We start from the raw sequence: 26,203 nt of genomic DNA, 5'->3' as shown, positions 1-26,203 counted from the left end.
ATCATGACAAAACCCGGATCTGAACCGCCAACTATTTTAGAAAATCGTCTGTTTTATCGAGGACGAAAATTTAATTTTGATGTTAATCATTTACGCCTTCCCAATGGGGTAGAAGGAAATTGGGAATGTATTCGTCATCCGGGTGGAGCGTTAGTGATTCCTGTCACATCTGAAGGAAAATTAGTCTTAGTTAAACAATATCGATTTGCAGTAGAAGGACGCACTTTAGAATTCCCCGCAGGAACCGTTGAACCGGATGAAGATCCGGCTGAAACTGTTAAACGAGAAATCGAAGAAGAAACCGGATATCGTGCTCATCGCTGGCAAAAATTAGGACAATTTATATTAGCACCGGGTTATTCCGATGAAATTATTTATGTGTTTTTAGCCCAAGATTTAGAGCAGTTAGAAACGCCCCCAGAACAAGATGATGATGAAGATATTGATACGCTATTAATGACACCTGAAGAACTGGAAAAAGCAATTTTAGACGGTGAACCTGTGGATGCTAAAACCATTTCTAGTTTTCTCTTAGCTAAACCCCATCTCAAAAATTAATCTTAAATCTGAATAATATAGATAGATTTCGGTTAAAATAGAATCAGTTTCTATACCGAAATCTAATTCTATGTCGGAAGATTTAATTTTATTTTGGCATCGCCGAGATCTGAGAATACAGGATAATTTAGGCTTAATAAAGGCTTGTGAATCCAGTTCTAAAGTGATTGGTTTATTCTGTTTAGATCCTAATCTTTTAAAGCGGGATGATATTGCTCCGGTTCGAGTCACTTACATGATCGGCTGTTTGCAATTTCTCCAAGAAGAATATAAAAAACTGGGTAGTCAATTATTAATTTTACAGGGAGAACCTCAAGAAATTATTCCGAAATTAGCCAGAGAATTAAAGGCTAAAGCGGTTTATTTTAATTTAGATATTGAACCCTTTGCTAGAAACCGCGATCGCAGCGTTTCAGAAGCTTTAAAGTCTATTGGAATTAGAACAGAAACAACTTGGGATCAGTTACTTCATGCTCCTAATCAAATTTTAACCCAATCCCAAGAACCTTATAAAGTTTATACTCCCTTTTGGAGAAATTGGAATCTTAAACCTAAAGCAAAACCGCAACCCCTATTCTCTAAACCGTTAATTGGTTTAACGGAAACTGAACAAGAATTAGCCAAAAATATCGGGGTTATTCCTGTACCTTCTGCCCAAGAATTAGGCTTTATTTGGGATAATTTTTTAATTTTAGAACCTGGAGAAATCGCTGCTCAAGAACGTTTAGAGGAATTTTGTGATCGCGCTCTTTATGAATATGATGAACAGCGAAATTTTCCGGCTATTGATGGCACGTCTCAACTGAGTGCGGCGTTAAAATTTGGGGTAATTAGTATTAGAAGTATTTGGCAAAAAACGATAGAAGCGATGGAAAATTGTCGCAGTGATGAAACCCGAAATCAGATTCAATCTTGGCAACAGGAACTGGCTTGGCGGGAATTTTATCAACACGCTTTATATCATTTTCCTGAATTAGAATTAGGCTCCTATCGAGAACCTTTTAAAAGCTTTCCTTGGCATAATAATGAACAGTATTTTCAAGCGTGGTGTGAGGGAAAAACGGGATATCCCATTGTTGATGCTGCAATGCGACAACTTCAGGAAATTGGCTGGATGCACAACCGTTGTCGAATGATCGTTGCTAGTTTTTTAACCAAGGATTTAATTATTAATTGGCAATGGGGAGAAAAATATTTTATGCAAACCTTAATTGATGGGGATTTAGCGTCTAATAATGGTGGATGGCAATGGAGTGCTTCGAGTGGAATGGATCCAAAACCGTTAAGGATTTTTAACCCGGCTAGTCAAGCCCAAAAATTCGATTCTGAAGCGGAATATATTCGTCAATGGTTGCCCGAATTAAGATCTTTAGAAACAGACCAATTAGTGACTGGAAAAATATCGCCCCGCGATCGCAAATCCTGCGGTTATCCCCAACCCATTGTTGATCATAATCAACAGCAACGTTTGTTTAAACAACTGTATCAAGAGCAAAAGCTTTAAGGTTATCAGAAACCAAGGACTCAGAAACCGGGTTTTTCTTCTAACCTTTTGGTTTTTCACCAAGCTGTCTACAAAAACCCGGTTTCTTATTCTAGTTAGGGTTCAGAAACCTGGTTTTTCTTCTAACCTTTTGGTTTCCAATCAAGAGTTATGCAAAAACCCGGTTTCTCATTGTAGTGCTTGAATAATCTCATCATCCGTTGAAAAATCAACATCTGCTTGGTCGAGTTTTCGGGCTAAATAATCATTTTGAAACGAATCTTTTAAACCAGAAATTAAATCAAATTCAGGTTTCCAGTTTAAATCCTGCATGGCTTTATGAACATCCGCAAAAAAGTGTTGTACACGCATCGGGAACGCTTTACGTTTGCCAAAATCAAACTGTTTAGGATCATAATGAATCAGTTGCAGAGAATCTAAGGATTTACCCGCAGCCACAGCACAAGCTTTCGCTAAACCATCAAAGGTAACATAACGTTCTCCAGAAACATTATACACCTGACCAATTGCTTTTTCATTGCCTAAAACCGCCGCCATTGCTGTTGCTAAATCTTTCACATGACCTAACTGGGTAATATGAAATCCATTCCCAGGAATTGGAATAGGACGATCTTTAACAATGCGATCAAAAAACCAAGATTCTAAGGGATTATAATTTAATGGCCCATAAATATAGGTGGGGCGAATGGATGTCCAAGGTAAATTTTGAGCTTGTAAATAACTCTCGGTTTCGTATTTGCCTAAATGACGACTTTTGGGATCAGTAGCATCCCCTTCAATATGAGGCATTTGATCGGATTTTAAATAAACACCCGCCGAACTCATATACACAAAATGTTTCACCCGATCTTTGAATAAATCTGCTAAAGGTTTGGTATCACTGAGTTCTCGTCCATTATTATCAAAAATAGCATCAAATTCTTCATGAGCTAATTTGTCTTGAATTTGGGCAGCATCGGTGCGATCGCCATGAATTTGTTGAATGCCTTCAATAGGTGCAGGCTTTTTCCCTCGATTAAATAAAACAACATCATGCCCTTGTTCAACTAAAAGTTTCGTTAAATAAACCCCAATAAATCGGGTTCCACCCATGATTAAAATTCGCATTTCTATTTCCTAAAACAGTTAAATCCTTACCCCCAGCAGAATAAAAGTCCTCATCCTGATGGGTTCTTATTTAATATTCATATCGAATAAGGGTACCATCGTCAACTGATTGAAGACGGTTAAGTTTGCAACCTCCCCGTGAAAATCAAGTTACTGATGCCATAAAACTTGGGGAGAAACAGCATGATGGGGTGTATCAACCTGTGCGGGAATGGTAGATTTAGAGGAAAAAAAGATTCGATAAACAATACCGGGCAATATTGATAAGGCGATCATCACTATTGCCAGTATCCCGATATAATGTAGACGTTTCATATTGGCATTTGGCAAAGGGTTTATTGAGTCAGCTTGGCTATAGTATGCCTAAAATCCTATATTTTCCCCTCATCCTAGTGAATGAATTCTTTAGATAGAGTTGAGGTGTTTTGAACGAACATTAAACATCAAGGTTCAGTTATGTCCCAAACTCTACAGTTTAAAAAATAGCGATTAATAAATATAAATTGCGCCTGTATCTTGGATATTAATCGCATTATCTCCGGCAACACCAGCAGCCGTTTTTACAGTCACATTAACAACATTATCCTGTACATCAATCCGATAGTCAAGGACGGCAGCCCTGGCGATAGAATTAATCACAATATTAGAATTTTTGGGAACATTATTGATGGTATAACTCCCACCGGGAGGAATTTGAGTGTTAGTCTGCCCCGTCGTTAATCCCGTTTCTAAGTTATATCCGGTTTCATTGGTAATAGTTACAGTGACTGGTTGATTAGGATTAACTCTAGCGACAGGTTGCCAAGCACCTGGGGTATAGGTTTGGGCGGGAGTTCCTTGAATAACGGGAATATCAACTGCGTCTTGAGCTTGAACCGAGGATAAAGATAAAATAAGACTCCCGATACTCAAACCAGTTGTTAATAAAAAGGGATGGAAAAGATTAAGAAATTTGATCATTGATTTTACCGTGTCCTAAAGGGGATGCTGCTATCGTTGTTAGTTGAGAGACTACTGATTCAATCATATCAATTCCCGAAATCAGCAACTGGAACTTTAAGTAAATATCCAGAATAGCCCATTTTGGGCTTAAGATGTACCATCACACCTGTCTATAAGAAAAGGAAACTTCCTTCTATTCCCAGTTCAGCGATTCCCTATCGTTAGAAAGATGTTATAGGTTTAAATTTATGCTATTTTTATCCAATGAAATATTAGTAAAATATTGTGATGTTATTTCAACGTTCTAGTGGAATTTTACTTCATCCTACCTCTTTTCCCAGTCAACATGGCATTGGAGACCTTGGAAAATCGGCTTATGAATTTATTGATTTTTTAAAGCGTAGTGGTTATAAATTTTGGCAAATTTTACCTTTAGGGCCAACGGCAGAAGAACATTCTCCTTATATTATGAATTATAGCACGTTTGCCGGAAATCCTTTAATGATTAATTTAGAAAGATTAGTCCAGGAAGGATTATTAGAACCTCAAGAAATTGTCCCTTTAGAGTTAGAAGAAAAAGTTGCAAATAAAGTTAATTATGAAACCGTTGTTCCCCATAAAGCTTTATATCTTCAAAAAGCTTACACTCGCTTTAAAAAGCAATTAGATGAACAACATAATACTGAATTTGAAACATTTTGCCAAAAACATTCAGCTTGGTTAAATGATTATGCCTTATTTATGGCTTTATTAGAAGCCCACGAAAGCAAAGCTTGGAATTATTGGGAACCTGCCTTAGCCCATCGAAATTCTGATACCTTAAAAGCTAAGACTGAGGAATTAAAAGAAACGATATTATATCAAAAATTTCTGCAATTTTTGTTTTTTAAGCAATGGGAAGATCTGCGACATTATGCCAATGAACAAGGAATTAAAATTATTGGCGATATTTCCATTTATGTTTGCCATAATAGCGTTGATGTTTGGGCAAATTCTGAACTATTTCAACTCAACCCGCACACCTTAGAACCCACTTATATTGCCGGAGTTCCCCCCGATTTTTTTAGTGAAACTGGACAACTTTGGGGGAATCCGATTTATAATTGGGATGCGATGCAAAAAACAAATTTTGCTTGGTGGATTGAACGATTTAAAACAACATTAGAATATGTAGATTATGTTCGCATTGATCATTTTCGCGCCTTTGAAGCCTATTGGCGTGTTCCGGGGGGTGAACAAAATGCGATGAAAGGAGAATGGATTAAAGCGCCTGGTTATGAATTTTTTGACTTACTTAAACAAGCTCTGGGAGATTTACCCGTTTTAGCGGAAGATTTAGGAATTATTACCCCGGAAGTTGAACAATTGCGAGATCATTATGATTTTCCAGGGATGAAAATCTTACAATTTGGCTTTGGAGGAGATGCAAATAGTGTACATCTTCCCCATAATTATATTCAAAATTGTTTAGTTTATACGGGAACCCATGATAATGATACAGCCATCGGTTGGTGGGAAACAGCAGGTGCAAAAGAAAAACAATATTTTGCTGAATATTTAGGGTATTCTTCCCCCGACGAAATCACAAATATTAACTGGTTAATGATTCGTTTAGCGTTAAGTTCCGTTGCCAGTTTAGCTATTATTCCCCTCCAGGATATCCTAAGTTTAGGACATAGTGCCCGCATGAATGATCCCCGTGATAATGCTGGAAATTGGCGTTGGCGTTATGAAAGTTCGGAATTATTGACTCAGGAATTAAGTGATCAATTGTTGAAATTAAATCAATTATACGGTCGGTAAAAATGTGTCTGGGGTGTAGAAAATCAATTTAAAGTTCAGTAATTATCACCCCAAACCCAGTTTAAAAATCTCGTTGCTGATTGCTTAGATCAGTTGTGAATCAATTAAATCCAGGGTTCTTGCCAAGTTTTCTATACTAATTTCAAATCCATTATCAACCTGTGTACCCACAACAAACGCATATTTAATTCCTAAGCAATCTACTCGACCTTTGTAGACATTATTAAATCGATAAGGGGGTTGTAACGTCAATAGAACACCATCTTGGACAACGGTAAATAATCCATTGGCTAATTGACTTCCTTCAACTCCAACAATAATTTTAGTTCCTAGAGATTGACGTATAATTTCCCGCGCGGGTGTTTTTTCGGGGTCAATAATAGTAAAGCCTTGACTTCTCAAAAATTCAGCAACTTCAGCCTCATTACAGAGAGAGCGCTGAATGCCTGACTTTCCCCGTAATAACATCACACCTGGACTCACGGACGACGAACCTAGAGGCTGAATTTTAGATCGAATATATTCATATCGTTCTCGTTTAAATTGATTTTGGGCATAATCTTGAATCATGATCAATTCGTTAAATTTAGCTTGGGTAACAGGAGTAGAATTGATCTCAAAAAGATGGCTATATTCGATTTGATTAGAGCTCAGTTTCTGAGACGTTCTAACGGCTGTTGCTAATTGTTTCGCTGCCAAATTCAAGACAACATCATCGGTCATCCAATGACCAAAGTAACGATTTCCACAAAACGTGCAAGCGAGTGCGGCTTCAGGAATATACTCTGTTTCACCGTGATTAAACCACGATTCTTTTGTTTTAGTCAAAGGAACTTTCATCGCTTCTTTATAAATATATCCATTGTGGATTTGTACATCTCTCAACTTATAAGCTATTGTTGCTGCGTGTTCAGTTATTCCCCCTTGTATTCGTTGCAATTCCTTTGCATAAGTTGTTTTTTCGGGAACACCTGTTACTTTATCAAGTTCTCCTGGTAAGTAGATGGCACGGGAAGAAATTGAACTGTGACCTGCATAAAGAGTTTATTGTTTTTCACATAACTCTTGATAGGTTTTTCGCCCCATTAAAAGGCGTAATCCTCGCTGTTTTAAAAAAGCTAAATTGATCATAAAAGTGTAATGATATACCGTTGCTTAATGTCTTTAAACTGAATGCAATCTCAGGATTTAATCATGAATTAAAGTGCTATTGTGCTCTGGCATAATTCCCTGTGGAAACAAATTCTTTTTGATAATTGGCTATTTCTTGAAGGTGAGCAATCCTTTTTTTAAAGGTTTTGTCAAATGTATGTTGTTTTGCACATTAGACCATTAGGTACAATACAATGACCCCTAATTTATTTTAAATATGTCTATTAATCTCAATCAAGACGATACAGCAATGCGCGAGGTTCTGACCCAAGGGAGAGTAATTGCTCTTGTGGGATATTCCAATAAACCGGAGCGCGCGAGTTATCAAGTGGGGCAATTTTTACGAAACGTGGGTTATCGGGTTTACCCCGTTAATCCGGCTTTTACAGGAATTGACGGTCAATCCTGTTACCCGAATTTAACAGCAATTCCTGAACCGATTGATATTGTCAATGTGTTTCGCCGTTCTGAATATTTAGCGGAAATTGTCGAAGAAGCGATCGCCGTTCAAGCAAAAACCGTTTGGGCGCAAAGTGGGATTTTTGATGCTCAAGCGGCTGAAATTGCTTTGAATGGGGGGTTGAATATAGCGATGAATTGTTGTATTAAAATAGAATATTATCGCCTAAACATTCCTATTCATCCGTGACGCTTATGGATTCGGCTATCGAAGTTAAAAATTCCGCTTCAATTCTTCCTTTAAACCCTGTGGTAAAAACGCAGAACTTAGGAAAATTTTATCGCACGGGTTTTTGGATGAATCAAAAGATTGAATCTTTAAAAAACTGTACTTTAACGATTCACGCTGGGGAAACCTTTGGTTTATTAGGACAAAATGGTGCGGGGAAAACAACCTTATTAAAAACCCTATTAGGAATTGTAAGTCCGACATCAGGTTCAGGGTTATTATTAGGGAAACCCATTGGCGATCGCTTGGTTAAACAACGAGTCGGATATTTACCTGAAAATCCCTATTTTTATGATCATCTCACAGGATGGGAATTTTTAGAATTTGCCGCTGGACTCTTTCAAATTCCCAAATCGATTCAACGTCAACGCATTCCCCAATTATTAGATTTAGTCGGATTAGCAAAATCCGCCGCGATTAAAAAGCAAATGCGTCAATATTCTAAGGGAATGTTACAACGGGTAGGCATGGCGCAAGCGTTAATTAATGATCCTGAAGTGGTATTTTTAGATGAACCAATGTCAGGACTCGACCCGATGGGACGTTATCAAATTCGGGAAATTATTTTATCGTTAAAAGCACAAAATAAAACCATTTTTTTCAATAGTCATGTTTTATCCGATGTGGAGAAAGTTTGCGATCGCATTGCTATTTTAGCCGAAGGGGAATTAATTAGTATCGGTTCTCTGGATGATTTATTAGGAACAACTCAAACCTACGCTGTTAAAGGGAAAGGGGGAGATATGAATAGTTTAAAAAATTGGATATCAGATTTAGAAGTCGATCAAGACTATTGGGAAGGACATCTCAAAGGTGATCCCGAAGTATTTTTAGGAGTATTAAAAGAAATGGATGCTCAACTGTTTAGTTTAAATTCAGCGCGATTAACGTTAGAAGAATTCTTTATGCAGAAGTTAAAAGAAAGGGGGATTCATGCCAGTGGTTAATGAAAACAGCAATAACAATGATTAGAGTAATTGGCTTTACAATAACAGGGAAATATTTGCAGATTATCAGTTGAGTTTAAGCCTGATTTAGCATTAAAATTTGTTTAAGTTCCCTTAGCACTTACTATGAACAGCGATGACTCACCCCACCTCTCGAGCTCCAGTCCAAGTCTCCGGGTTTACCTTGGCAATGATCACAATATTTATCGGGTCTATCCTCCTAAGATTTTGGGGTTTAAGCCGATTTAATACCTTAGTCTTTGATGAAGTTTATTATGCTAAATTTGGCAATAATTATTTAACCCAAACTCCCTTTTTTAATTCCCATCCTCCCGTCAGCCAATATTTAATTGCAATAGGAATTTGGCTGGGTTCTAAACTGCCCTTTGGACAAGACACCATTAATCAGTTAACAGGTTCTACCCTCTCAACCTGGAGTTATCGCTGGTTTAATGCGTTATTTGGTTCCTTTATTCCTTTAATTGTAGGAGCGATCGCTTATCAACTCACTCACCGTCGTAGTTATACCTTAATTGCTACTTTTTTAATGGCAATTGATGGATTATTTATTGTTGAATCCCGCTATGCCTTAAGTAATGTTTATATTGTCTTTTTTGGATTATTAGGACAACTTTTCTTTCTAATCGCCTTACAAAAAAAAGCATTTAACCGTTGGTTATGGTTGAGTTTATCTGGAATTGGTTTAGGACTTTCTATCGCAACGAAATGGAATGGCTTAGGATTTTTATTAGGAATTTATTTAGTCGTAATCGCTGGTTGGATCATTGCCAAATTTACCCCAACTTCAAAACCATCACCCTCAGACACTTCCTTTAAATCCCCCTTACAAAACCTAAATCAACTCACCCCGATTTCCATTGCAGTTACTTTAATTCTGATTCCTATTCTAGTTTATATTATTGCTTGGATTCCCCATTTACAACAAAATCCGACTCCGGGTTTTTGGGGTCTTCAAATTAAAATTTGGGCGTATCATCACAACTTAGGAGATGGGGAAAAAGTTCATCCCTACTGTTCTAAATGGTACAGTTGGATTTTAATGTTACGACCCGTTGCTTATTTTTTCACCAAAGTTGAAGCTACAACGCCCCCTAATCCAGTTTTACCCTTAAATTATCCTGATCAACTCCCCCTCATTTATGCCGTTCATGCGATGGGAAATCCGTTTTTATGGTGGTTATCAACCTTGGCGAGTCTCTTATTAATCGGGATGTTAATTCAACGAATTTGGAGGGAGGTATCCGTTCGATTTCTCCAGTTAAAACCTCAATCCTCTTTTCAATTTCCCCCAACACCGGAACTGTGGTTAACAACATTTCTCACCCTGAATTGGTTGGCTAATTTATTACCTTGGGTGGAAGTAAGCCGTTGTTTATTTATTTACCATTACATGACGGGGTTTGTTTTTAGTTGTATGGCTTTAGCTTGGTGGTTAGAACGCTGGTTATATAGCCATAAACCTCAATTTCGGTGGCTGGGAGGTACGGTTATCTTTCTAGTTTTATTCGGTTTTTTGTATTGGATGCCTTTATATTTAGGTTTACCTTTGTCTCCTGGAGAGTGGAAAATGCGGATGTGGTTTCAGTCCTGGATTTAATTTTCAGAATTTAGTAACGAGCCGAAATAACTGTGAGATGAGTCACAGAAATTTGTAAGAATTATCACAAGAAAAATTGACAAACATTACGGAAATGTCAAGCCGGATCAAGAATAATTGGGATAGGTTCTATACAATTTACTTCTATGAATACTAATAATTCTGATCCGAAAACCAATCCGATCACAAAATCTCAAGATCAACAATTAGATGCGATCGCTAAACTAGCGATCTTAAGTTTAACTTGGTCATTAGCCGACCTCTCAAAAAAAAATAGATCCGACTCCCATTCAGAAACAGCCACTTCCCAAATCTACATTAACTTGTCTGGACTCAAAGACGAGATTTCTTACCCGGAATCTCCTCCGTGAGGGAAAGTTGGTCTTAAAAATTTAAAATTCTGTAAACACCCTGATCAATGTTGTCAAATCGGGGTGCTATCATGCTTGATTACAGAATGGGTCGTAATTAAATGAACTTTGCAAGATAGCATAGAGCTAAAGGGCTGTTCACTCCTAGCAGTTAACCGTCCCTTTTCTTGCATTTGTCCCAGTTCGCTGCTATCCGAAGAAGGCGCCATGTCAACCTTAGTCATCGTTGAATCTCCCACTAAAGCGCGTACCATTCGCAACTTCCTCCCGTCCAGTTATCGGGTGGAAGCGTCAATGGGTCATGTTCGTGACCTCCCTCCCTCGGCGGAAGAAATTCCTGAAGAGTATAAGACGGAGAAGTGGGCGCAACTGGGGGTCAATGTAGAATCCAACTTTGAACCCATTTACGTTATCCCCAAAGATAAGCAAAAAATCGTTAAAGAACTCAAAGCCGCCCTCAAGCAAGCGGATGAACTTGTCCTCGCCACTGACGAAGACCGAGAGGGAGAAAGTATTAGTTGGCATTTACTTCAAATTCTGCAACCCAAAGTTCCAATTAAACGCATGGTGTTTCACGAAATTACCCAAGAGGCCATTCGTGAAGCGCTGAGAAATTGTCGTACTGTTGATGAACAATTGGTTCACGCCCAAGAAACCCGCCGCATTCTTGACCGCCTCTATGGATATACGCTTTCCCCCCTGCTGTGGAAAAAAATTGCGCGGGGATTATCCGCCGGACGGGTACAATCGGTGGCGGTGCGGTTGCTCGTCAGTCGAGAACGAGAACGTCGGGCGTTTCGGTCTGGAGGATATTGGGATTTAAAAGCGCTTCTGGAACACACCCAAAGTCAATTTGAGTCTAAACTCGTCAGCCTTGGGGGGGTAAAGGTAGCTACCGGAAGCGATTTTGATGAAACCACTGGAAAAATTGCTCAAGGTCGGAATGTGGTTTTACTCGATGAAGCCCAAGCAGAAGCTTTAAAACAACGAATCTCTGGTAAACCCTGGACAGTCACTAATCTGGAAGAAAAAGCCGTTACCCGCAAACCGTTACCTCCGTTTACAACCTCCACATTGCAGCAAGAGTCCAACCGGAAACTGCGGTTAAGTGCCCGTCAAACCATGCAAATTGCCCAAAGTTTGTATGAACGGGGTTATATTACTTATATGAGAACGGATTCAGTACATTTATCGGAGCAAGCAATCACCGCAGCGCGGGAATGTGTGGAACAGAAATATGGGAAAAACTACCTCAGTCCTAAACCTCGTCAATATACGACCAAATCTAAAGGCGCCCAGGAAGCCCACGAAGCAATCCGTCCGGCGGGAAATCATTTCCGCACGCCCCAAGAAACCGATCTCAGTGGAGCCGAACTCAGCCTCTATGATTTAATCTGGAAGCGTACCGTTGCCTCTCAGATGGCTGATTCCCGTCAAACCAATATTACCGTTGAGTTAAAAGTTGAGGATGCCGGGTTCCGCAGTACCGGGAAACGCATCGATTTTCCGGGGTTTCTCCGGGCTTACGTTGAGGGCTCTGATGACCCAGAAGCCGCCTTGGAAGACCAAGAGGTCTTATTACCGTCTCTGAAGGTGGGCGACCATCCCAATTGTAAAGCCTTGGATGTGGTGGGACACGAAACCCAACCCCCCGCCCGGTTTACGGAAGCTTCCTTAGTCAAAACCTTAGAAAGTGAAGGCATTGGTCGCCCCAGTACCTACGCCAGCGTCATCGGGACAATTATTGACCGGGGCTATGTACAGTTAAAAAATAATGCCCTGATTCCCACCTTTACGGCTTTTGCAGTTACTAATTTATTAGAGAAATATTTCCCCGATTTGGTGGATATCCGGTTTACCGCCCGTATGGAGGATACTCTGGATGATATTGCCGCCGGAGAAGCGCCTTGGCTTCCTTATTTACAAAAATTCTATTTAGGAGAAACCGGACTCGAACATCAAGTTAAAGACCAGGAAAGTAAAATTGATACCAAAATTGCCCGGACGATTGAATTGGAACAGTTAGGGGATGAAAATGATCCGATTCATTACCGAGTTTGTATCGGGAAGTTTGGCCCCTATATTGAAGCGGGGAAAGGTGAAGAAATGATCACCGCCTCCATTCCCCAAGATTTAACTCCGGCGGACTTAACTCCTGATGTGATTCGGGAATTAGTGGGACAAAAAGCCGAAGGCCCAGAACAATTAGGCACTGACCCGCAAACCGGAACAGCCATTTATGTGTTAATTGGCCCCTATGGCCCCTATATTCAGTTGGGGTTAGAGTCGGAAGAGAATAAAAAACCAAAACGGGTTTCTCTCCCCAAAGGGGTTGATAAGGAAAGCGTCACCATGGACATGGCGTTAGGGTTATTGGCATTACCCAGACTGTTAGGAACCCATCCTGAAACCGGGGCAAAAATTAAAGCCGCCTTGGGGCCGTTTGGGCCTTATGTGGTTCATGACCAGGGGAAAGAAGGTAAAGATTATCGCTCAATTAAAGCCCCAGATGATGTGTTAACCATTAGTTTAGAACGAGCTTTAGAATTATTAGCTCAACCGAAAACCAGTGGACGGGGAGGACGGGGGAAAAAAGAAATTCCACCGTTACGCGAGTTAGGAACTCACCCGGAAGATGGCGAACCCGTGAATATTTATGATGGTCGTTATGGGCCCTATGTAAAACACGGAAAAGTCAATGCCTCTTTACCAAAAGATTCGGCTGTAGAAGCCTTTACATTAGCCCAAGGTTTGGAATTATTAGCAGCAAAAGCGGGTTCAAGTTCGAGTTCTCGAAGTAAGTCTAAAACGACAAAAACCGCCTCGAAATCAACCGCTAAAACCACCAAAACCACGGCTAAAAAATCCTCAACGACCCGTAAAAAAACAACCTCATAGTTCAGTTCTAGCAGAAGATGTTGAGTTGCACGTTAATAGCGTGCGACTCTTGTTTAGAGGAGATTAGCTTTGGCTTCGTTTGCTGAATACAAGACTAGAAATTCTCAATATATCACTTTCATAGATTCAGAATTTTATCCAGATTATTTGGATGAAGCCAAAATGATTTATGGGAGTGTTATAGAGCAGTTTGCAAATTTGGTCAATATTGCTAACACTTCGGCTGATTTACTATTGAGGATTACTGAAATTCCTAATCCGTCTAGAACACAATTATTACGAGTTTTTCGTAAGTATGTATCTCCAGATACTTCTGTTGAAATGTTAAAAGTTAAGAAAAGAATTCCCAATATTATTGAAGACTATGGAAATAGATTTAGAAAGATAGAAGAGGTTCAAGAGAAATTAGCCACTCGTTCCACTCCTGATGAAGCTCTCATGGCAATCCTAGTAGAATATAAACATCGAGGTCAGAAAGGATATGAATTGACAGAAGCATTTTTTCTGTGGTTTGAAACCCATTTTGGCTCAGAATATTTAATTGAAGGCCCCATCCGAGCAGGACGAGATATTATGCTTGATGAAGTCTTAGAAAATTGGCTAGAAAAAACTCCAGCAGATATTTTAATCTCTAGTTATACTGGTGCTCCTTTAGTGATTGGGTTTGCTCGTTATGATTCAGATCGAGGAGGAGCACAAGAAGATGATCGTATTAGTGGAAATCGAGAGAAAATTACTAATATTCTCAACTATGCAGATACTTATAATCTCCCCCTAAAAGTTTTCTTTTTAAATGATGGCCCTGGATTGACCCTGGGATCAATGTGGAATGATTATGCTTCTCTAGAAACTTATGGAAAAGGGCGAGTGATGGTCTGTACTTTAAAAATGTTGGATGAAAGGTTTACCAAAGATTGGCTTGAAAATTAAGTAAATTGTTCCAATCTTCAATCTGGCTTTCTGCAACCTGATCAAGCTCAGATTCCATCTCAAGATATACCTCTAAACCACTTTTTAGAATTCTATTTGTATTGATTAAAGGTTCCTGTTTAGGTAAACTTCCATTTCTCTTGGTAAAATCTCCCATAGCTTGAGTTCCTTTAACTAAACGATAAATTGTTGTTTCTATTGCTAACAGAGAGTTATCTATTCCAATCCATTGTCGTTGTAATTCTTCTGCGACAGCAACGGTAGTTCCACTGCCAACAAAAGCATCTAAGATTAGATCTCCAGGGTTAGAAGAAGCCATAATAATTCGTTGGAGAAGCTCAGGATTTTTTTCTGTAGGATAGCCTGTAATTTTAATATTCTGGTTATGAGCATCCTTGAAATCCAGCCAAATATCTTGAACACCGATTCCTTTACTTTGATCAAGGTAAACTTTTCGTCTAGGATTTCCAGTTGACGACCAGTAAATTTCACCTCGTTTATCCATTTCTTCTAAGGTTTCAGGGGTATATTGCCAATGTTTACCCGGAGGTGGAAGCATCCCCCGCCAAGGTTGACCTGTTGCTCCTTTCCTTTCTCCAGGTGCATGAATTGGAACTTTTTTATAACGTCTTCCTGTTTCTTCTTCAATATATTGATATTCTTTAATTACTTTATCATCTGTCCACGATTCAAAAGGTTGATTCCAGACATAATCATCAGTTTTTGTATAGAAAAGAATATAATCTGAAATATTTCCATATTGATTTCGAGTATAATTTTTGGGATTACATTTTTTGCGAGTAATCCAATTACGGAAATTTTTAGATCCGAAAATTTCATCCATTAATATTTTAACGGGAAAAGCCATATTTTGATCAAGGTGAACATAGATTGAGCCATGATTGGCTAACAGTTCTCTTAGTAAAACTAAGCGTTGACGAATAAATTCTAAATAATCTACACCTTCCCTAAAATCTTGATAAGCATAAGCTTGTTGCCTTGACTCAAACCCTAATCCAGTTGCATAGGGTGGATCAATATAAATTAATCCAATTTTTCCAGCCACATCAGAATGCTCTGATAAATTTCTTAAAACTCTAAAATTTTCTCCATAAATGAGTTTGTTATTAATCGGTTTATCTACTCTGACAACACAACTTAATTTTGCCGAAGGACTATCTAAAATTTCTTCAAGACTAACTTTTCCCTCATATTCTAAGCGAAATGAAAGTTGGCTGCTATTTGTAAAGTTTTTGTATTTAGTTTTACCGGGTATACCTGTTGCCATTGTTGTGACTCGTTTATTAGATTTATAGTTTAATTATATCTACTTAGAAGGATCAAGTTGATGGTTTCCACAATTTGACTGTCCGGTCATAACTGCCCGTTGCTAACCATTGACCATCCCCACTAAACGCCACTGTAAAAATATCACTGTCATGGGCTTTAAGGGTTTCTAATAATATCCCTTTCTGCACATCCCAAATATCTAATAATCCCTGTCCTCCTCCACTCACTAATATCTGATAATTAGGACTAAAAACGATACTAAATATCTCTTGATCATCTACTCTTAATGTTCTTAATAATACCCATTTTTCCTGTTGATTTATCCAGATTTTAATCATCCCATTTTTTGATGCTGAAGCCAAGAATTGACCATCTAAACTAAACGCCACACTTCTCACCCAGTCACCATGACCCGTTAAGGTTTGGACTTCCTTTGCTGTCTTTAAATCCCAAATTTTTACGGTTTGATCTCGACTCCCACTTGCTAACTTTTGACTATCCGAACTAAACGCCACACTATAAACTCGATCTTGATGACCTGTTAAGGTAAACCCCCGTTTTCCCTTATTCATATTCCAAATTTCAATGGTTTTATCCCGACTTCCACTCGCTAATAATTGACCATTGGGACTAAACGCCACCGCTTCCACCCCATCTTGATGACCCGTGAGGGTATACCACCGTTTCCCCTTGGTCATATCCCAAATTTCAATGGTTTGATCTCGACTCCCACTGGCTAAGGTCTTACCATCGGGACTAAAACCAATACTTGTGATCCAGTTACTATGACCCACCAAGGTATACCACCGTTTACCCGACTCCAGCCGCCAAATTTCAAGGGTCTGATCCTGACTCCCACTGGCTAATGTCTCCCCATCGGGACTAAACGCAACTCCGGTGATAGCGTTACGATGACCTGTGAGGGTATGAACACAACGCCAGGAAGGCGATCGCAAGGGTTGAACACGCTGTTTTTGTGGGGGGGTCGGTTGTTGGATGGTGCGGGGGGGTAAGGTCTGGGATGGTGATGAAATCGGAGTTCTAACGGTTGGCAGTGGGGGAGGTAAAGGCGGGGGCTGTAAATGGCGGGCGATCGCAACAGGTATGCCACCGGGATATAAATCTTTTAAGACTTTGAATGCAGAATCATAACGTTGACTGGGTAATACAGCCAACATTTTATCCAGAATTTTTCCTAATTCTGAACTAACAGAATGGTGTTTTAAATAATCTCGCCAAATCCAACGATCTTCATGAATATCATATAAATCAAAGGGTGAAATTGCCGTCATTAAATAAATACAAGTTACCCCCAAACTATAAATATCACTGGCATAAATTGCTTGTCCTCTGGTTTGTTCTGGGGCAACATATTCAGGGCTACCAATTACAGTTCCCATCATCGCCACTTCAGTATCAGTAACCACTTTTGCGGCACCAAAATCTACTAAGACTAACTGACCTTGGTGTTGAGAAGTTTCTCTGAGAATAATATTAGCGGGTTTAATATCTCGGTGAATAACTCTATGATGATGAATAAATTGTAAAACCGGGAGTAAATCATTTAAAACTTGACGAATTTGAGTTTCATTAAAAACTCCTTGGCGCAAAAGTTCTTCTTCTAAATTCGGCCCATTAATAAATTCTTGAACTAAATATTGATGGCTATCTTGTTCAAAATGGGCTAATAATTCAGGAATTTGGGGATGTTTTCCTAACTCATCTAATCGTTCTGCTTCTCGATGAAATAATTCTATGGCTTTTTGAGAATTTCCCTGCATTTGGGGGCGAAATTGTTTAATTACACAGGGAGGACGGGAGGGTTTATCTCCATCGATGGCTAAAAATGTTTTGCCAAACCCCCCATGACCAATCACTTTAATGGCGCGATACCGTTCTCGTAATAATAATTTTGCCCCACAGGTTAAACAAAATTTAGCCTCTGGGGTATTTTGGGGTTGAGGACATTGGGGATTTAGGCAATAACTCATAGATGATCAAGTCCAACCAGCTTAAGTCTATTTTAGTCTAAACAGAAACCGGGTTTCTTGAAGAAAGCAGGTTTCTAGGAGTTTCTAGGAAGCGATGCCTATATTTATATCCCTAATTTCATTGTTATACTATTATCTGTGTATAATTTTTAATTAAAACTATTAACAGCTATGACACAAACTTTATTAGAATCAGAATCGGAAGCTCAATTAATGACCTTAGAGGAATTTTTGAACTGGGTTCCTGATGGTTCTGGACGTTATGAATTACATAGAGGAGTTGTTAAAGAAATGCAGCCGACAGGAACTCATGAACAAATTGCAGGAGAAATTGCGGCTGAGTTGACCTTAGAAATTCGGCGTTTACAATTCCCTTATTTGATTCCTCGACAATGTATTATTAAACCCATTGATTCCGACAATTCAGGTTATAGTCCAGATGTGACTGTGATCAATAAAAATTCTTTAGATCAAGAACCTATATGGAAAAAACGTTCAACGATTACTCAAGGAGAAACATTACCGTTAGTTGTTGAAGTTGTGAGTACGAATTGGCAAGATGATTATTTATTAAAATTATCAGAATATGAAAAATTAGGAATTCAAGAATATTGGATTGTTGATTATTTAGGGTTAGGAGGTCGGCGTTATATTGGTAATCCCAAACAACCCACTATTTCAGTTTATCAAATGATTGATGGTGAATATATGGTTAATTTATTTCGAGAAAATGATCTCATCCAATCTGCTATATTCCCTGAATTAAATTTAACGGCTGAACAGATTTTTGAATTAGGAGAATCATGATTTTTTGTATAATTCTCCTCTATTCCCTGTTCCCTATTTTCTTTTCCCCTCTATTCCCTATTCCCTGCGAAGCACTGAGCCTGTCGAAGTGTTCCCTGTTCCCTGTTCCCTGTTCCCTATGATCAACAATTATCGAGCAATTTGACCCATATAATCTCGCCATAATTGAGCCGCATTCCCACTGGTTCCATTAGTAGGAGAATTATCATCATTACCTAACCATACTCCCGTTGTTAATTTAGAATCTGGAAGATAACCAATAAACCACAAATCAACGTTATCATTTGTTGTTCCAGTTTTACCCGCTTCTCCTAACCCAATATAGGCACTTTGACCCGTTCCCCGACGAATAACTCCTTGTAATAAAGTGGTCATGGTTTCAGCCACAGAAGGAGACAAAACAGAAGGAACCGTTGGATTTTCTCGATCATAAGCATAAATCACCCGACAGGTATTAGGATCATTAATATCCGTACAATCACTACTATCTAAAATCCGTTTAATGGCATGAGGAGAATGATATAATCCTTCATTCGCAACGGTGCTATAAGCTCCCGTTAATTCTAATAGATTCACTTCACTTTGACCGAGAACTAAACCCGGAACCGGATCAAGTTTAGATTGAATTCCTAAACGTTTTGCTATGTCAATCACCCGATCTAATCCAATATCTTGAGCAATTCTCAAAGCAATTACATTTTCTGATAATGCTAACCCCCGATACATATCAAGATCACCGCCACTGCGTTCACATCCTTGATAACTTTGTCCTTTCCAGGTTAAGGGTTCACAGGAATAGGTTTGACCAGGAGGAATGCCTTGAGCTAAAGCGGCTAAATAGGTAAATAATTTAAACGTTGATCCCGGTTGACGTTGAGCTTGAGTAACACGATTAAATTGACTTTCTTTATAATCTTTTCCCCCCGCCATTGCTAAAATTTCTCCGGTATTAGAATCTAACGTTACTAAACCGCCTTGAGAAAATCCATTCCCTGATCCGGTCGTCTGAATTGCACGTTTTAGAGAAGATTCTGCAATGGTTTGAGTGGGAATATCTAAGGCTGTTTCTACAATAAAATTACCTTCACGAGCTAACTGTTCCCCTAATAATTTCTCCAATTCAACAAAAACATAATCATAAAAATAGGGGGCAATGGTACTTTCTAAAAATTCTTTGGCTTTGGGATTAATTTCAATCCGAGAACGACGAGCGCGATCCGCTTCCTCTTCACTCACCATCCCCTTTTCTAACATTCGACTAATGACGCGATCGCGGTATTGTACTGCTAATTGATAATTTTGAATCGGATTAAAACTATTGGGGGCGGGTAATATTCCGACTAATGTTGCGGCTTCGGAAAGCGTTAAATCTTTTGCTGATTTATTAAAATAAAATCGAGCCGCATCTTCAAACCCATATAAATTAATTCCTAAATAAACCCGATTCAAATAAGTTTTAAGTAGCTGATTTTTACCATAAACCGCTTCTAATTTTAAGGCAACAACTGCTTCTCGAAATTTGCGTCCAGCCGAATCTTCTGTACCTACATAATCCCGGTATAAACTCCGGGCTAACTGTTGAGAAAGGGTACTTCCTCCTTCTCGAATTTCTCCACCCCGCACATTCGTTAATAAAGCCCGTAACGTTCCTAGGGGATCAATTCCCAAATGCCAGTAAAAGCGACTATCCTCGGATGCAACAACAGCTTTAGGTAAATAGGGGCCAAAATCTCCTAACCGATCCGTTTCCAAATGGGCAATGGTATTCGCTTCTCGTAGGGGACGACCATCGGCTGCATGAATAATCACAGGCCCGGTTACGGTTTCCGGTAGGGGGTCAACTTGAAATTTCTGCCACTCAAAGAGTACTACCGCTCCCACCACAGCACTAATGCCGCAAAATCCATAAAAGCCATAACGGATCGTTTGCACATACCAAGCCGGAGGATCATTATATTCAACACGGGCAACGGAGGCGAGTTCAGGTGGCCCTAAAGTTAAACTATCCCCATGTCGTAACGGCAGATTCTTGATCTTTCGCTTTCCCCAATACAAACCGTTTGTGGAGTCTTCATCCTGAATCATAAACCCAGGACGACTGGGTAGTAAGCTTGTTCCTTTAGCATTTCGGACAACACTGACATGAATTTGACTCACCAAGGGGTTCCGTACCACAATATCGCAGGTTCGGGAAGAACGCCCCACCACATAGCGATCACCCAATAAAGGATAAACTTCCGGTTTATCGGTATCCGCATGGTGTACCCGCAATTCGGGGACTTTAGCGTTGGGCTTGAGGAGCAGCCGCGAAAAATTAACTTTGGCGTGAAGTGTCTGGACAACCTGTGTGATTGTGTTCAGGAGAGTTTGGGGTTTCTGAGGGGGCTTGGTTGTGGACATTTTCAGCACTCAGAGTGGCATTGGGCTGTATTCATTGTACCTTCTGATTTCAGGACTCAGGTTTTAATTCTGAAAATTGCAATAATTAAACACCAGATTCCAATATTAATCGAAACATCTGCCAAATTGAACACGGCGAAATGAATCAGTCGAAAATCGATAAAATCTACAACATGACCGGATATAAAGCGATCAATTCCATTCCCTAATGCACCCCCTAATATTAAACCATATCCCACTTGTTCCCAACGATTGAAACGGGGGCCAAACCAAGCCATTGCCATTAATCCAAGACTAACCAGCAATGATAACCATCGTAACCAAGCAACACCTCCATTACTAAACAAGCTAAAGGCTGCTCCGGTATTAGTAACATAAGTTAAGTGAAAAACATCCGGCCAAAGGGGTAAAGTTTCTCCGAGTTCAAAATTTCTTACCACCCAGAATTTAGTCAGGTGATCTAAAATCAAACTCGCAATTGCCACGATCCAAAAATTAGAATTTTTCTGAAATTGCATCATCAGTTATCAGTTATCAGTTATCAGTTATCAGTTATCAGTTATCAGTTGTAGGGGCGGGGTTACTCCCAAAGTCCGTCAACTTAAGCCTCCGACGCCCTGAACTTGCATTTCGGGCTAAGAGATCAAGTCATCTAAAGATGACTCAAGATTACTCAATACCTATCTTTCTTAACCCGTTTTAACGGGTTTGGGCTTTTAGCCCGAAATTTATTTCCGGGCGCGGGGAACTTAAGTTGACGGACTTTGGGTTACTCCGCCCGTACTCAGTTATTAGTTAACTTTAATAAAACATTAATCCCCTTAAAATATAAGATAAAACAGCTACCGCACAGCTAACTGCTAATTGTCCAGGTAAGGGTTGAAGGGAATATTTTTCAAAGGCTTCTGTCAGAAGAATTCCTTGGGTTGAGGCTCCATTAATGAGGTGACTTAGAGTTAAATACATTATCCCCATACCATGAACCGTCAACAATCCACACAAACAACTAAACCCTAATAACTCTAATTTTGGTAACGCTTTAAAGGCTAAAAAACCACAAATCCATCCCCCCGGAATAAAGCCTAATAGATATCCAAAGGTAGGCTGTTTAAAATAATCTAGTCCGCCTCCTTCTGAAAAAACGGGTAATACCGTTAATCCTAAAGCTAGATAAGCAATTTGGGACATGGCGGCAGCATTTTTTCCTCCCAGACAACCCACAAGTAAAACCGCCCCAATTTGATAGGTTACTCCTAAAGAGTGAACTTCAACATTTTGTTGTTGCCAAAGCCAAGAGGGATCGGTGACAAACGCTTCTAAAAAAGTGCCACCAATCGTTAATAAAACACCGATAATCGCCCAGAGAAACTCAAGTGCAGGAGTCACAACAGAGAAATATTAGCCTTTAGGAGAAACCAGGAACAGGAGCTTCACCGCCGACGAGTCCCAAGGATGCTAACATCGCTTGATCCTGTTCAGGGGGTTGACCCAAGGTTGTTAGGTAATTGCCAATTAACATGGCGTTAATTCCCGATTGTAAGCCTAAACCTTGCAGTTCTCCCATGATGGCCTCCCGTCCTCCCGCATAGCGGAGAATTTGCTGAGGAAGAATTAAACGAAAAATAGCGATCGCTTTTAACGCTTCATAGGGGTCAAGTTTAGATTGTTCTGAGAGCGGGGTTCCCGAACGGGGGTTTAATAAATTAATGGGAACGGACTCCACCTCTAACTCGCGTAACGAGAACGCTAAATCGATCCGATCTTCCCAAGTTTCTCCCATGCCAATAATGCCACCTGTACAAGCTTGAATTCCTGCGGCTTTTAAGTTTTTAACGGTTTGTACCCGATCTTCCCAAGTATGGGTGGTGACGACTTGGGGATAAAAGGCTTTTGAAGCTTCTAAATTATGGTTATAGCGAGTAACACCTGCTTCGGCTAAAGCTTGAGCTTGGTCTAAGGTTAATTCCCCTAACGCACAACAGGGTTTAACATTGGTTTCCTGAATAATCCGGTGAACCGTTGCTAAGATTTGTTCAAATTCCGTAGATTTCGGACTATTATATTTAATTCCTCGTCCCTGAGAAACTAAACAAAACCGTTTAGCTCCGGCTGCTTCTGCGGCTTTAGCATGATCTAAAATTTCATCAGCAGACTTTAACCCATAAATCGGAGACGCTTCACCCGGATGATGGGCAGATTGGGAACAAAAACCACAGTTTTCCGAACAGTTCCCAGATTTAATATTAACAATACTACACAGGTCAACGGTATTCCCGCAGCAGGCTTGACGAACTTGATCCGCAGCTTGACACAGTAATAAAATTTGGTCTTGATCTTCGAGATCACTCAGGGCGAGGGCTGCTTCTCGACTGATGCGATCGCCTGATATAATCCCTTCAACTAAATAATGCAGCCACGTTTGCAAGTCTTCTAGGGTGTTCCAATGCTGAGGAACTTCCAACACAGAATTACTGTCGGAAGACGAACGGTTGAGGGCGGGTCGTACTGAAACTACATTGATCATGCTGGAATTGCCAGTTATCCAAGGATGTTGACGGTTGACGGCTTTGCACTGACTTGTACTGAGCGCAGTCGAAGTAGCTTGCCGAAGTGTTGACGGTTGATGGTTTACGCTTAACGGTTGAGGAGTTTCGGTGATTTTTATCCCTGTCTTCTTGTCCCCTTGTCCCGAAAGTTACCCATCCTCTGTGTCTCCTGAGTTATCTTATCAAAGATTGGGATTGAAAACCTGCTCCTTGATGTCTAGCCTCATCATCAAGGTTTCCGGTCTTCTGGAATCCTTAACCTTTCCTTTACCTGAATTTGTTATAGAGACGGTATTCTCTACGGTAGCGGCTCTAACAAAACATTGATTTTTTTTTATGCTATTCCGTCTGAATTCTCTTAATCCCTCTCGTCAGTTTGTGGCTAAATGTTCAGCGTTAGCCCTAAGTTTGAGTTTAGCTGCCTGTGGCGGAAGTAATACCCCCACAACCCAGGCTCCAAGTCCAACAACAGGTACAGAGGGAACCCCAACCGCTACCAACACCACAGCCCCCAATACAACTTCTGGTGCGGTTCAATTAATTAGTTTAGAAAAACCCGTTAACTTAGTGGGTGCAGGGGCTACATTCCCGGCCCCTCTATATCAACGCTGGTTTAGTGATATTGGTGCGGGAACCAAAAACCTACAAATTGATTATCAAGCTGTGGGAAGTGGTGCTGGGGTAGAACGATTTGTCCAGGGATTAGTTCAGTTTGGCGCTAGTGATGTTGCCATGAAAGATGATGAAATTGCCAAAGTCACTAACGGGGTTTTAATGCTACCGATGACGGCCGGAAGTATTGTATTAGCTTATAATGTCCCTGATTTAGCTGAATTAAAATTATCTCAACAAAATCTAGTCGATATCTTTTCGGGTAAAATCACCAACTGGAATGACCCAGCACTCGCTACAGATAATCCGGGTATTACCCTTCCAGATTTACCCATCCAAGTCGTTTATCGGTCTGATGGTAGTGGAACAACCGGGGTTTTCACTAAAAACTTAAGTGCCATGAGCGAAGAGTGGAAAAATAGTGTGGGAGAAGGTAAAACCGTTCAATGGCCTGTGGGAATTGGAGCCAAGGGCAACGATGGGGTAACGGCTCAAATTAATCAAGCTCCCGGTGCGATTGGTTATATTGAATATGGTTATGCCAAAAGTGCTAACTTGAAGATGGCCGATTTGCAAAACAAAGCCGGAAATTTCATCAAACCGACCGATGCGGCTGCTGCAAAAACCCTGGAGTCTGTCGAATTACCGGAAGATTTACGCGCTTTTATTACCAATCCTGAAGGAGCCGATTCCTATCCGATTGTGACTTATTCTTGGATACTGGCTTATCAAAAATATGATAATCCTGAAGTTGCCAAGTCTGTTGAAGCTATGATTCAATATGGATTAACTGAAGGCCAAAAAATTAGTCCTGAACTAGGATATGTGCCTTTACCTCCAGCCGTTGTTAAAAAAGTTGCAGAAAAAGCCGATCAAATTAGCCCAGACTTTACGATTAAAGTTGAGTAATTTCAGTTATCAGTTATCAGTTATCAGTTATCAGGTGTCGGGTGTCGGGTGCCGATTTTATGATGTATAATTAATCTTGTATGGTCTTACCGAATCAAAATGTAACAGGAATTCCTCAATCTCGTTCCCCTGTAGAAAAAGTGCTAGATCAAGGATTTGTCTGGCTAACACGGCTGATGGCTTGGGGCGTTATTTTAGTCTTACTATTACTGGGTTTTCCCATCGCTCAACAAGCGATCCCAGCTATTCAAGAGTTTGGATTAGAATTTTTATTCAGTAGTTCTTGGAACCCGGTTAACAATCAATATGGTGCGTTTCCTATGATTTATGGGACGCTGGTGAGTTCATTGATTGCTTTGGTATTTGCTGTTCCTTTGGGGTTAGGAACTGCGATTTTCTTAAGTGAGGATTTTATTCCCCTTTCAATTCGTACCGCTTTAACGTTTTTGGTGGAATTGTTAGCGGCGATTCCCAGTGTGGTTTATGGTCTTTGGGGTATTTTTGTCTTAATTCCATTTTTAAGACCTTTTCAAATGTTTCTGTATCAAAATTTCGGCTGGATACCGTTATTTAGTACCCCTCCAGCTGGCCCTGGAATGTTTCCGGCAGGGGTAATTTTAGCGATTATGATTCTGCCGATTATTACCGCCATTGCCAGGGATTCATTAGCGAGTTTACCGCCGGATTTACGTCAAGCTTCCTTGGGGTTAGGAGCAACTCGTTGGGTCACAATCTTTCGAGTTTTAATTCCTGCCGCTTTTTCTGGAATTGTGGGGGGAATTATGTTAGGTCTAGGGCGGGCAATGGGAGAAACCATGGCAGCCACGATGATTATTGGAAACTCGAATAATCTGAAAATTTCCCTTTTTGCTCCAGGGAATACCATTGCTTCTTTGATGGCAAATCAATTCCCAGAAGCCTCTGGTTTACAAGTTTCGGCTCTGATGTATGCTGGATTAGTTTTATTTGCTCTCACCTTATTGGTTAATATTGCTGCGGAGTGGATTGTTAATCAAGTTAAGGCTAAATACCAATAATGGAGATGGCAGTGGATGGAAGTTAATTGAGGAATCCATTAAATCTTAAAAATTCTCAAAATTCGTTTTTCAATAATCTAATTAGCTGAAAAC

22 protein-coding genes are annotated in these 26,203 nt (G+C 39.9%); 12 read left to right on the top strand and 10 right to left on the bottom strand.

Annotation, left to right across the window (positions count from 1 at the left end; genetic code table 11):
- Nucleotides 1-3 precede the first annotated feature (3 nt).
- Nucleotides 4-558, top strand: a complete 555-nt coding sequence (locus PL9214_RS08770; protein WP_072718368.1) for an NUDIX hydrolase — start codon at nt 4-6, stop codon at nt 556-558.
- Nucleotides 559-628: 70 nt separating this feature from the next.
- Nucleotides 629-2,062, top strand: coding sequence for an FAD-binding domain-containing protein (locus tag PL9214_RS08765; protein WP_072718367.1), 1,434 nt, complete (start codon nt 629-631; stop codon nt 2,060-2,062).
- A gap of 168 nt (nt 2,063-2,230) precedes the next feature.
- Here the strand turns inward: PL9214_RS08765 and PL9214_RS08760 are convergent, their stop codons facing one another.
- The 3 genes from PL9214_RS08760 to PL9214_RS08755 form a co-directional block, all read right to left on the bottom strand.
- Nucleotides 2,231-3,169, bottom strand: a complete 939-nt coding sequence (locus tag PL9214_RS08760) for an NAD-dependent epimerase/dehydratase family protein (protein ID WP_072718366.1) — start codon at nt 3,167-3,169, stop codon at nt 2,231-2,233.
- Nucleotides 3,170-3,319: 150 nt separating this feature from the next.
- Nucleotides 3,320-3,484 carry a hypothetical protein gene (locus PL9214_RS31160; protein ID WP_186440312.1) on the bottom strand — a complete coding sequence of 55 codons (165 nt, stop codon included), beginning with the start codon at nt 3,482-3,484 and terminating at the stop codon, nt 3,320-3,322.
- Between the two features lie 174 nt (nt 3,485-3,658).
- Nucleotides 3,659-4,129 carry a hypothetical protein gene (locus PL9214_RS08755; RefSeq protein ID WP_072718365.1) on the bottom strand — a complete coding sequence of 157 codons (471 nt, stop codon included), beginning with the start codon at nt 4,127-4,129 and terminating at the stop codon, nt 3,659-3,661.
- A gap of 270 nt (nt 4,130-4,399) precedes the next feature.
- On the opposite strand from PL9214_RS08755, the gene malQ reads away from it, so the two are divergent.
- A complete protein-coding gene (gene malQ / locus PL9214_RS08750; RefSeq protein WP_072718364.1) occupies nt 4,400-5,914 on the top strand; it encodes a 4-alpha-glucanotransferase in 1,515 nt (504 codons plus the stop codon).
- An 84-nt stretch (nt 5,915-5,998) separates the two neighbouring features.
- Here the strand turns inward: malQ and PL9214_RS08745 are convergent, their stop codons facing one another.
- Nucleotides 5,999-6,853 (bottom strand): glycosyltransferase 61 family protein, encoded by an 855-nt coding sequence (locus tag PL9214_RS08745; RefSeq protein ID WP_222425214.1) that lies wholly within the window; start codon nt 6,851-6,853, stop codon nt 5,999-6,001.
- Between the two features lie 430 nt (nt 6,854-7,283).
- Here PL9214_RS08745 and PL9214_RS08740 point away from each other — a divergent pair, with 430 nt between their 5' ends.
- From PL9214_RS08740 to PL9214_RS08715, 6 genes are all read left to right on the top strand, one after another.
- Nucleotides 7,284-7,715 carry a CoA-binding protein gene (locus PL9214_RS08740; RefSeq protein WP_072718363.1) on the top strand — a complete coding sequence of 144 codons (432 nt, stop codon included), beginning with the start codon at nt 7,284-7,286 and terminating at the stop codon, nt 7,713-7,715.
- 5 nt (nt 7,716-7,720) lie between these two features.
- Nucleotides 7,721-8,701, top strand: a complete 981-nt coding sequence (locus PL9214_RS08735; RefSeq protein WP_072718362.1) for an ABC transporter ATP-binding protein — start codon at nt 7,721-7,723, stop codon at nt 8,699-8,701.
- A 136-nt stretch (nt 8,702-8,837) separates the two neighbouring features.
- Nucleotides 8,838-10,319 (top strand): dolichyl-phosphate-mannose--protein mannosyltransferase, encoded by a 1,482-nt coding sequence (locus tag PL9214_RS08730; RefSeq protein WP_072718361.1) that lies wholly within the window; start codon nt 8,838-8,840, stop codon nt 10,317-10,319.
- 146 nt (nt 10,320-10,465) lie between these two features.
- A complete protein-coding gene (locus PL9214_RS08725; RefSeq protein WP_072718360.1) occupies nt 10,466-10,690 on the top strand; it encodes a hypothetical protein in 225 nt (74 codons plus the stop codon).
- A gap of 207 nt (nt 10,691-10,897) precedes the next feature.
- On the top strand, nt 10,898-13,588 hold the full coding sequence (gene topA / locus PL9214_RS08720; protein WP_072718359.1) for a type I DNA topoisomerase: 2,691 nt from the start codon (nt 10,898-10,900) through the stop codon (nt 13,586-13,588).
- Nucleotides 13,589-13,657: 69 nt separating this feature from the next.
- Nucleotides 13,658-14,518, top strand: a complete 861-nt coding sequence (locus PL9214_RS08715) for a hypothetical protein (protein WP_072718358.1) — start codon at nt 13,658-13,660, stop codon at nt 14,516-14,518.
- Here PL9214_RS08715 and PL9214_RS08710 read toward each other — a convergent pair.
- Together PL9214_RS08710 and PL9214_RS08705 are read right to left on the bottom strand one after the other, a co-directional pair.
- Entirely contained in the window at nt 14,493-15,806 is a 1,314-nt protein-coding gene (locus PL9214_RS08710) for a site-specific DNA-methyltransferase (protein ID WP_072718357.1), read from the bottom strand. The genes PL9214_RS08715 and PL9214_RS08710 overlap by 26 nt on opposite strands.
- 52 nt (nt 15,807-15,858) lie before the next feature.
- Nucleotides 15,859-17,799: a serine/threonine-protein kinase gene (locus PL9214_RS08705; protein WP_072718356.1), complete on the bottom strand. Its 1,941-nt coding sequence runs from the start codon at nt 17,797-17,799 to the stop codon at nt 15,859-15,861.
- Nucleotides 17,800-17,970: 171 nt separating this feature from the next.
- Between PL9214_RS08705 and PL9214_RS08700 the strand changes: the two genes are divergently transcribed.
- Nucleotides 17,971-18,606, top strand: coding sequence for a Uma2 family endonuclease (locus PL9214_RS08700; protein ID WP_072718355.1), 636 nt, complete (start codon nt 17,971-17,973; stop codon nt 18,604-18,606).
- Between the two features lie 129 nt (nt 18,607-18,735).
- On the opposite strand, the gene PL9214_RS08695 is transcribed toward PL9214_RS08700, so the two are convergent.
- From PL9214_RS08695 to bioB, 4 genes are all read right to left on the bottom strand, one after another.
- On the bottom strand, nt 18,736-21,006 hold the full coding sequence (locus PL9214_RS08695; protein WP_072718354.1) for a transglycosylase domain-containing protein: 2,271 nt from the start codon (nt 21,004-21,006) through the stop codon (nt 18,736-18,738).
- A 56-nt stretch (nt 21,007-21,062) separates the two neighbouring features.
- Nucleotides 21,063-21,524: a signal peptidase II gene (gene lspA, locus PL9214_RS08690; protein WP_072718353.1), complete on the bottom strand. Its 462-nt coding sequence runs from the start codon at nt 21,522-21,524 to the stop codon at nt 21,063-21,065.
- A 283-nt stretch (nt 21,525-21,807) separates the two neighbouring features.
- Nucleotides 21,808-22,392 (bottom strand): biotin transporter BioY, encoded by a 585-nt coding sequence (locus PL9214_RS08685; RefSeq protein WP_072718352.1) that lies wholly within the window; start codon nt 22,390-22,392, stop codon nt 21,808-21,810.
- A gap of 19 nt (nt 22,393-22,411) precedes the next feature.
- A complete protein-coding gene (gene bioB, locus PL9214_RS08680) occupies nt 22,412-23,530 on the bottom strand; it encodes a biotin synthase BioB (RefSeq protein ID WP_083579927.1) in 1,119 nt (372 codons plus the stop codon).
- Nucleotides 23,531-23,888: 358 nt separating this feature from the next.
- Between bioB and pstS the strand changes: the two genes are divergently transcribed.
- Both pstS and pstC read left to right on the top strand, forming a co-directional pair.
- Nucleotides 23,889-25,073: a phosphate ABC transporter substrate-binding protein PstS gene (gene pstS, locus PL9214_RS08675; RefSeq protein ID WP_072718351.1), complete on the top strand. Its 1,185-nt coding sequence runs from the start codon at nt 23,889-23,891 to the stop codon at nt 25,071-25,073.
- Between the two features lie 80 nt (nt 25,074-25,153).
- Complete coding sequence (gene pstC / locus PL9214_RS08670) at nt 25,154-26,110, top strand: phosphate ABC transporter permease subunit PstC (protein WP_072718350.1); 957 nt, start codon at nt 25,154-25,156, stop codon at nt 26,108-26,110.
- The last annotated feature ends 93 nt before the right edge of the window (nt 26,111-26,203 follow it).

Origin of the sequence: Planktothrix tepida PCC 9214 (genome assembly GCF_900009145.1) — a bacterium.
Taxonomy (GTDB): domain Bacteria; phylum Cyanobacteriota; class Cyanobacteriia; order Cyanobacteriales; family Microcoleaceae; genus Planktothrix; species Planktothrix tepida.
Note: the sequence above shows the minus strand (reverse complement) of the source record. Positions and strands in the feature narration are given on the sequence as shown.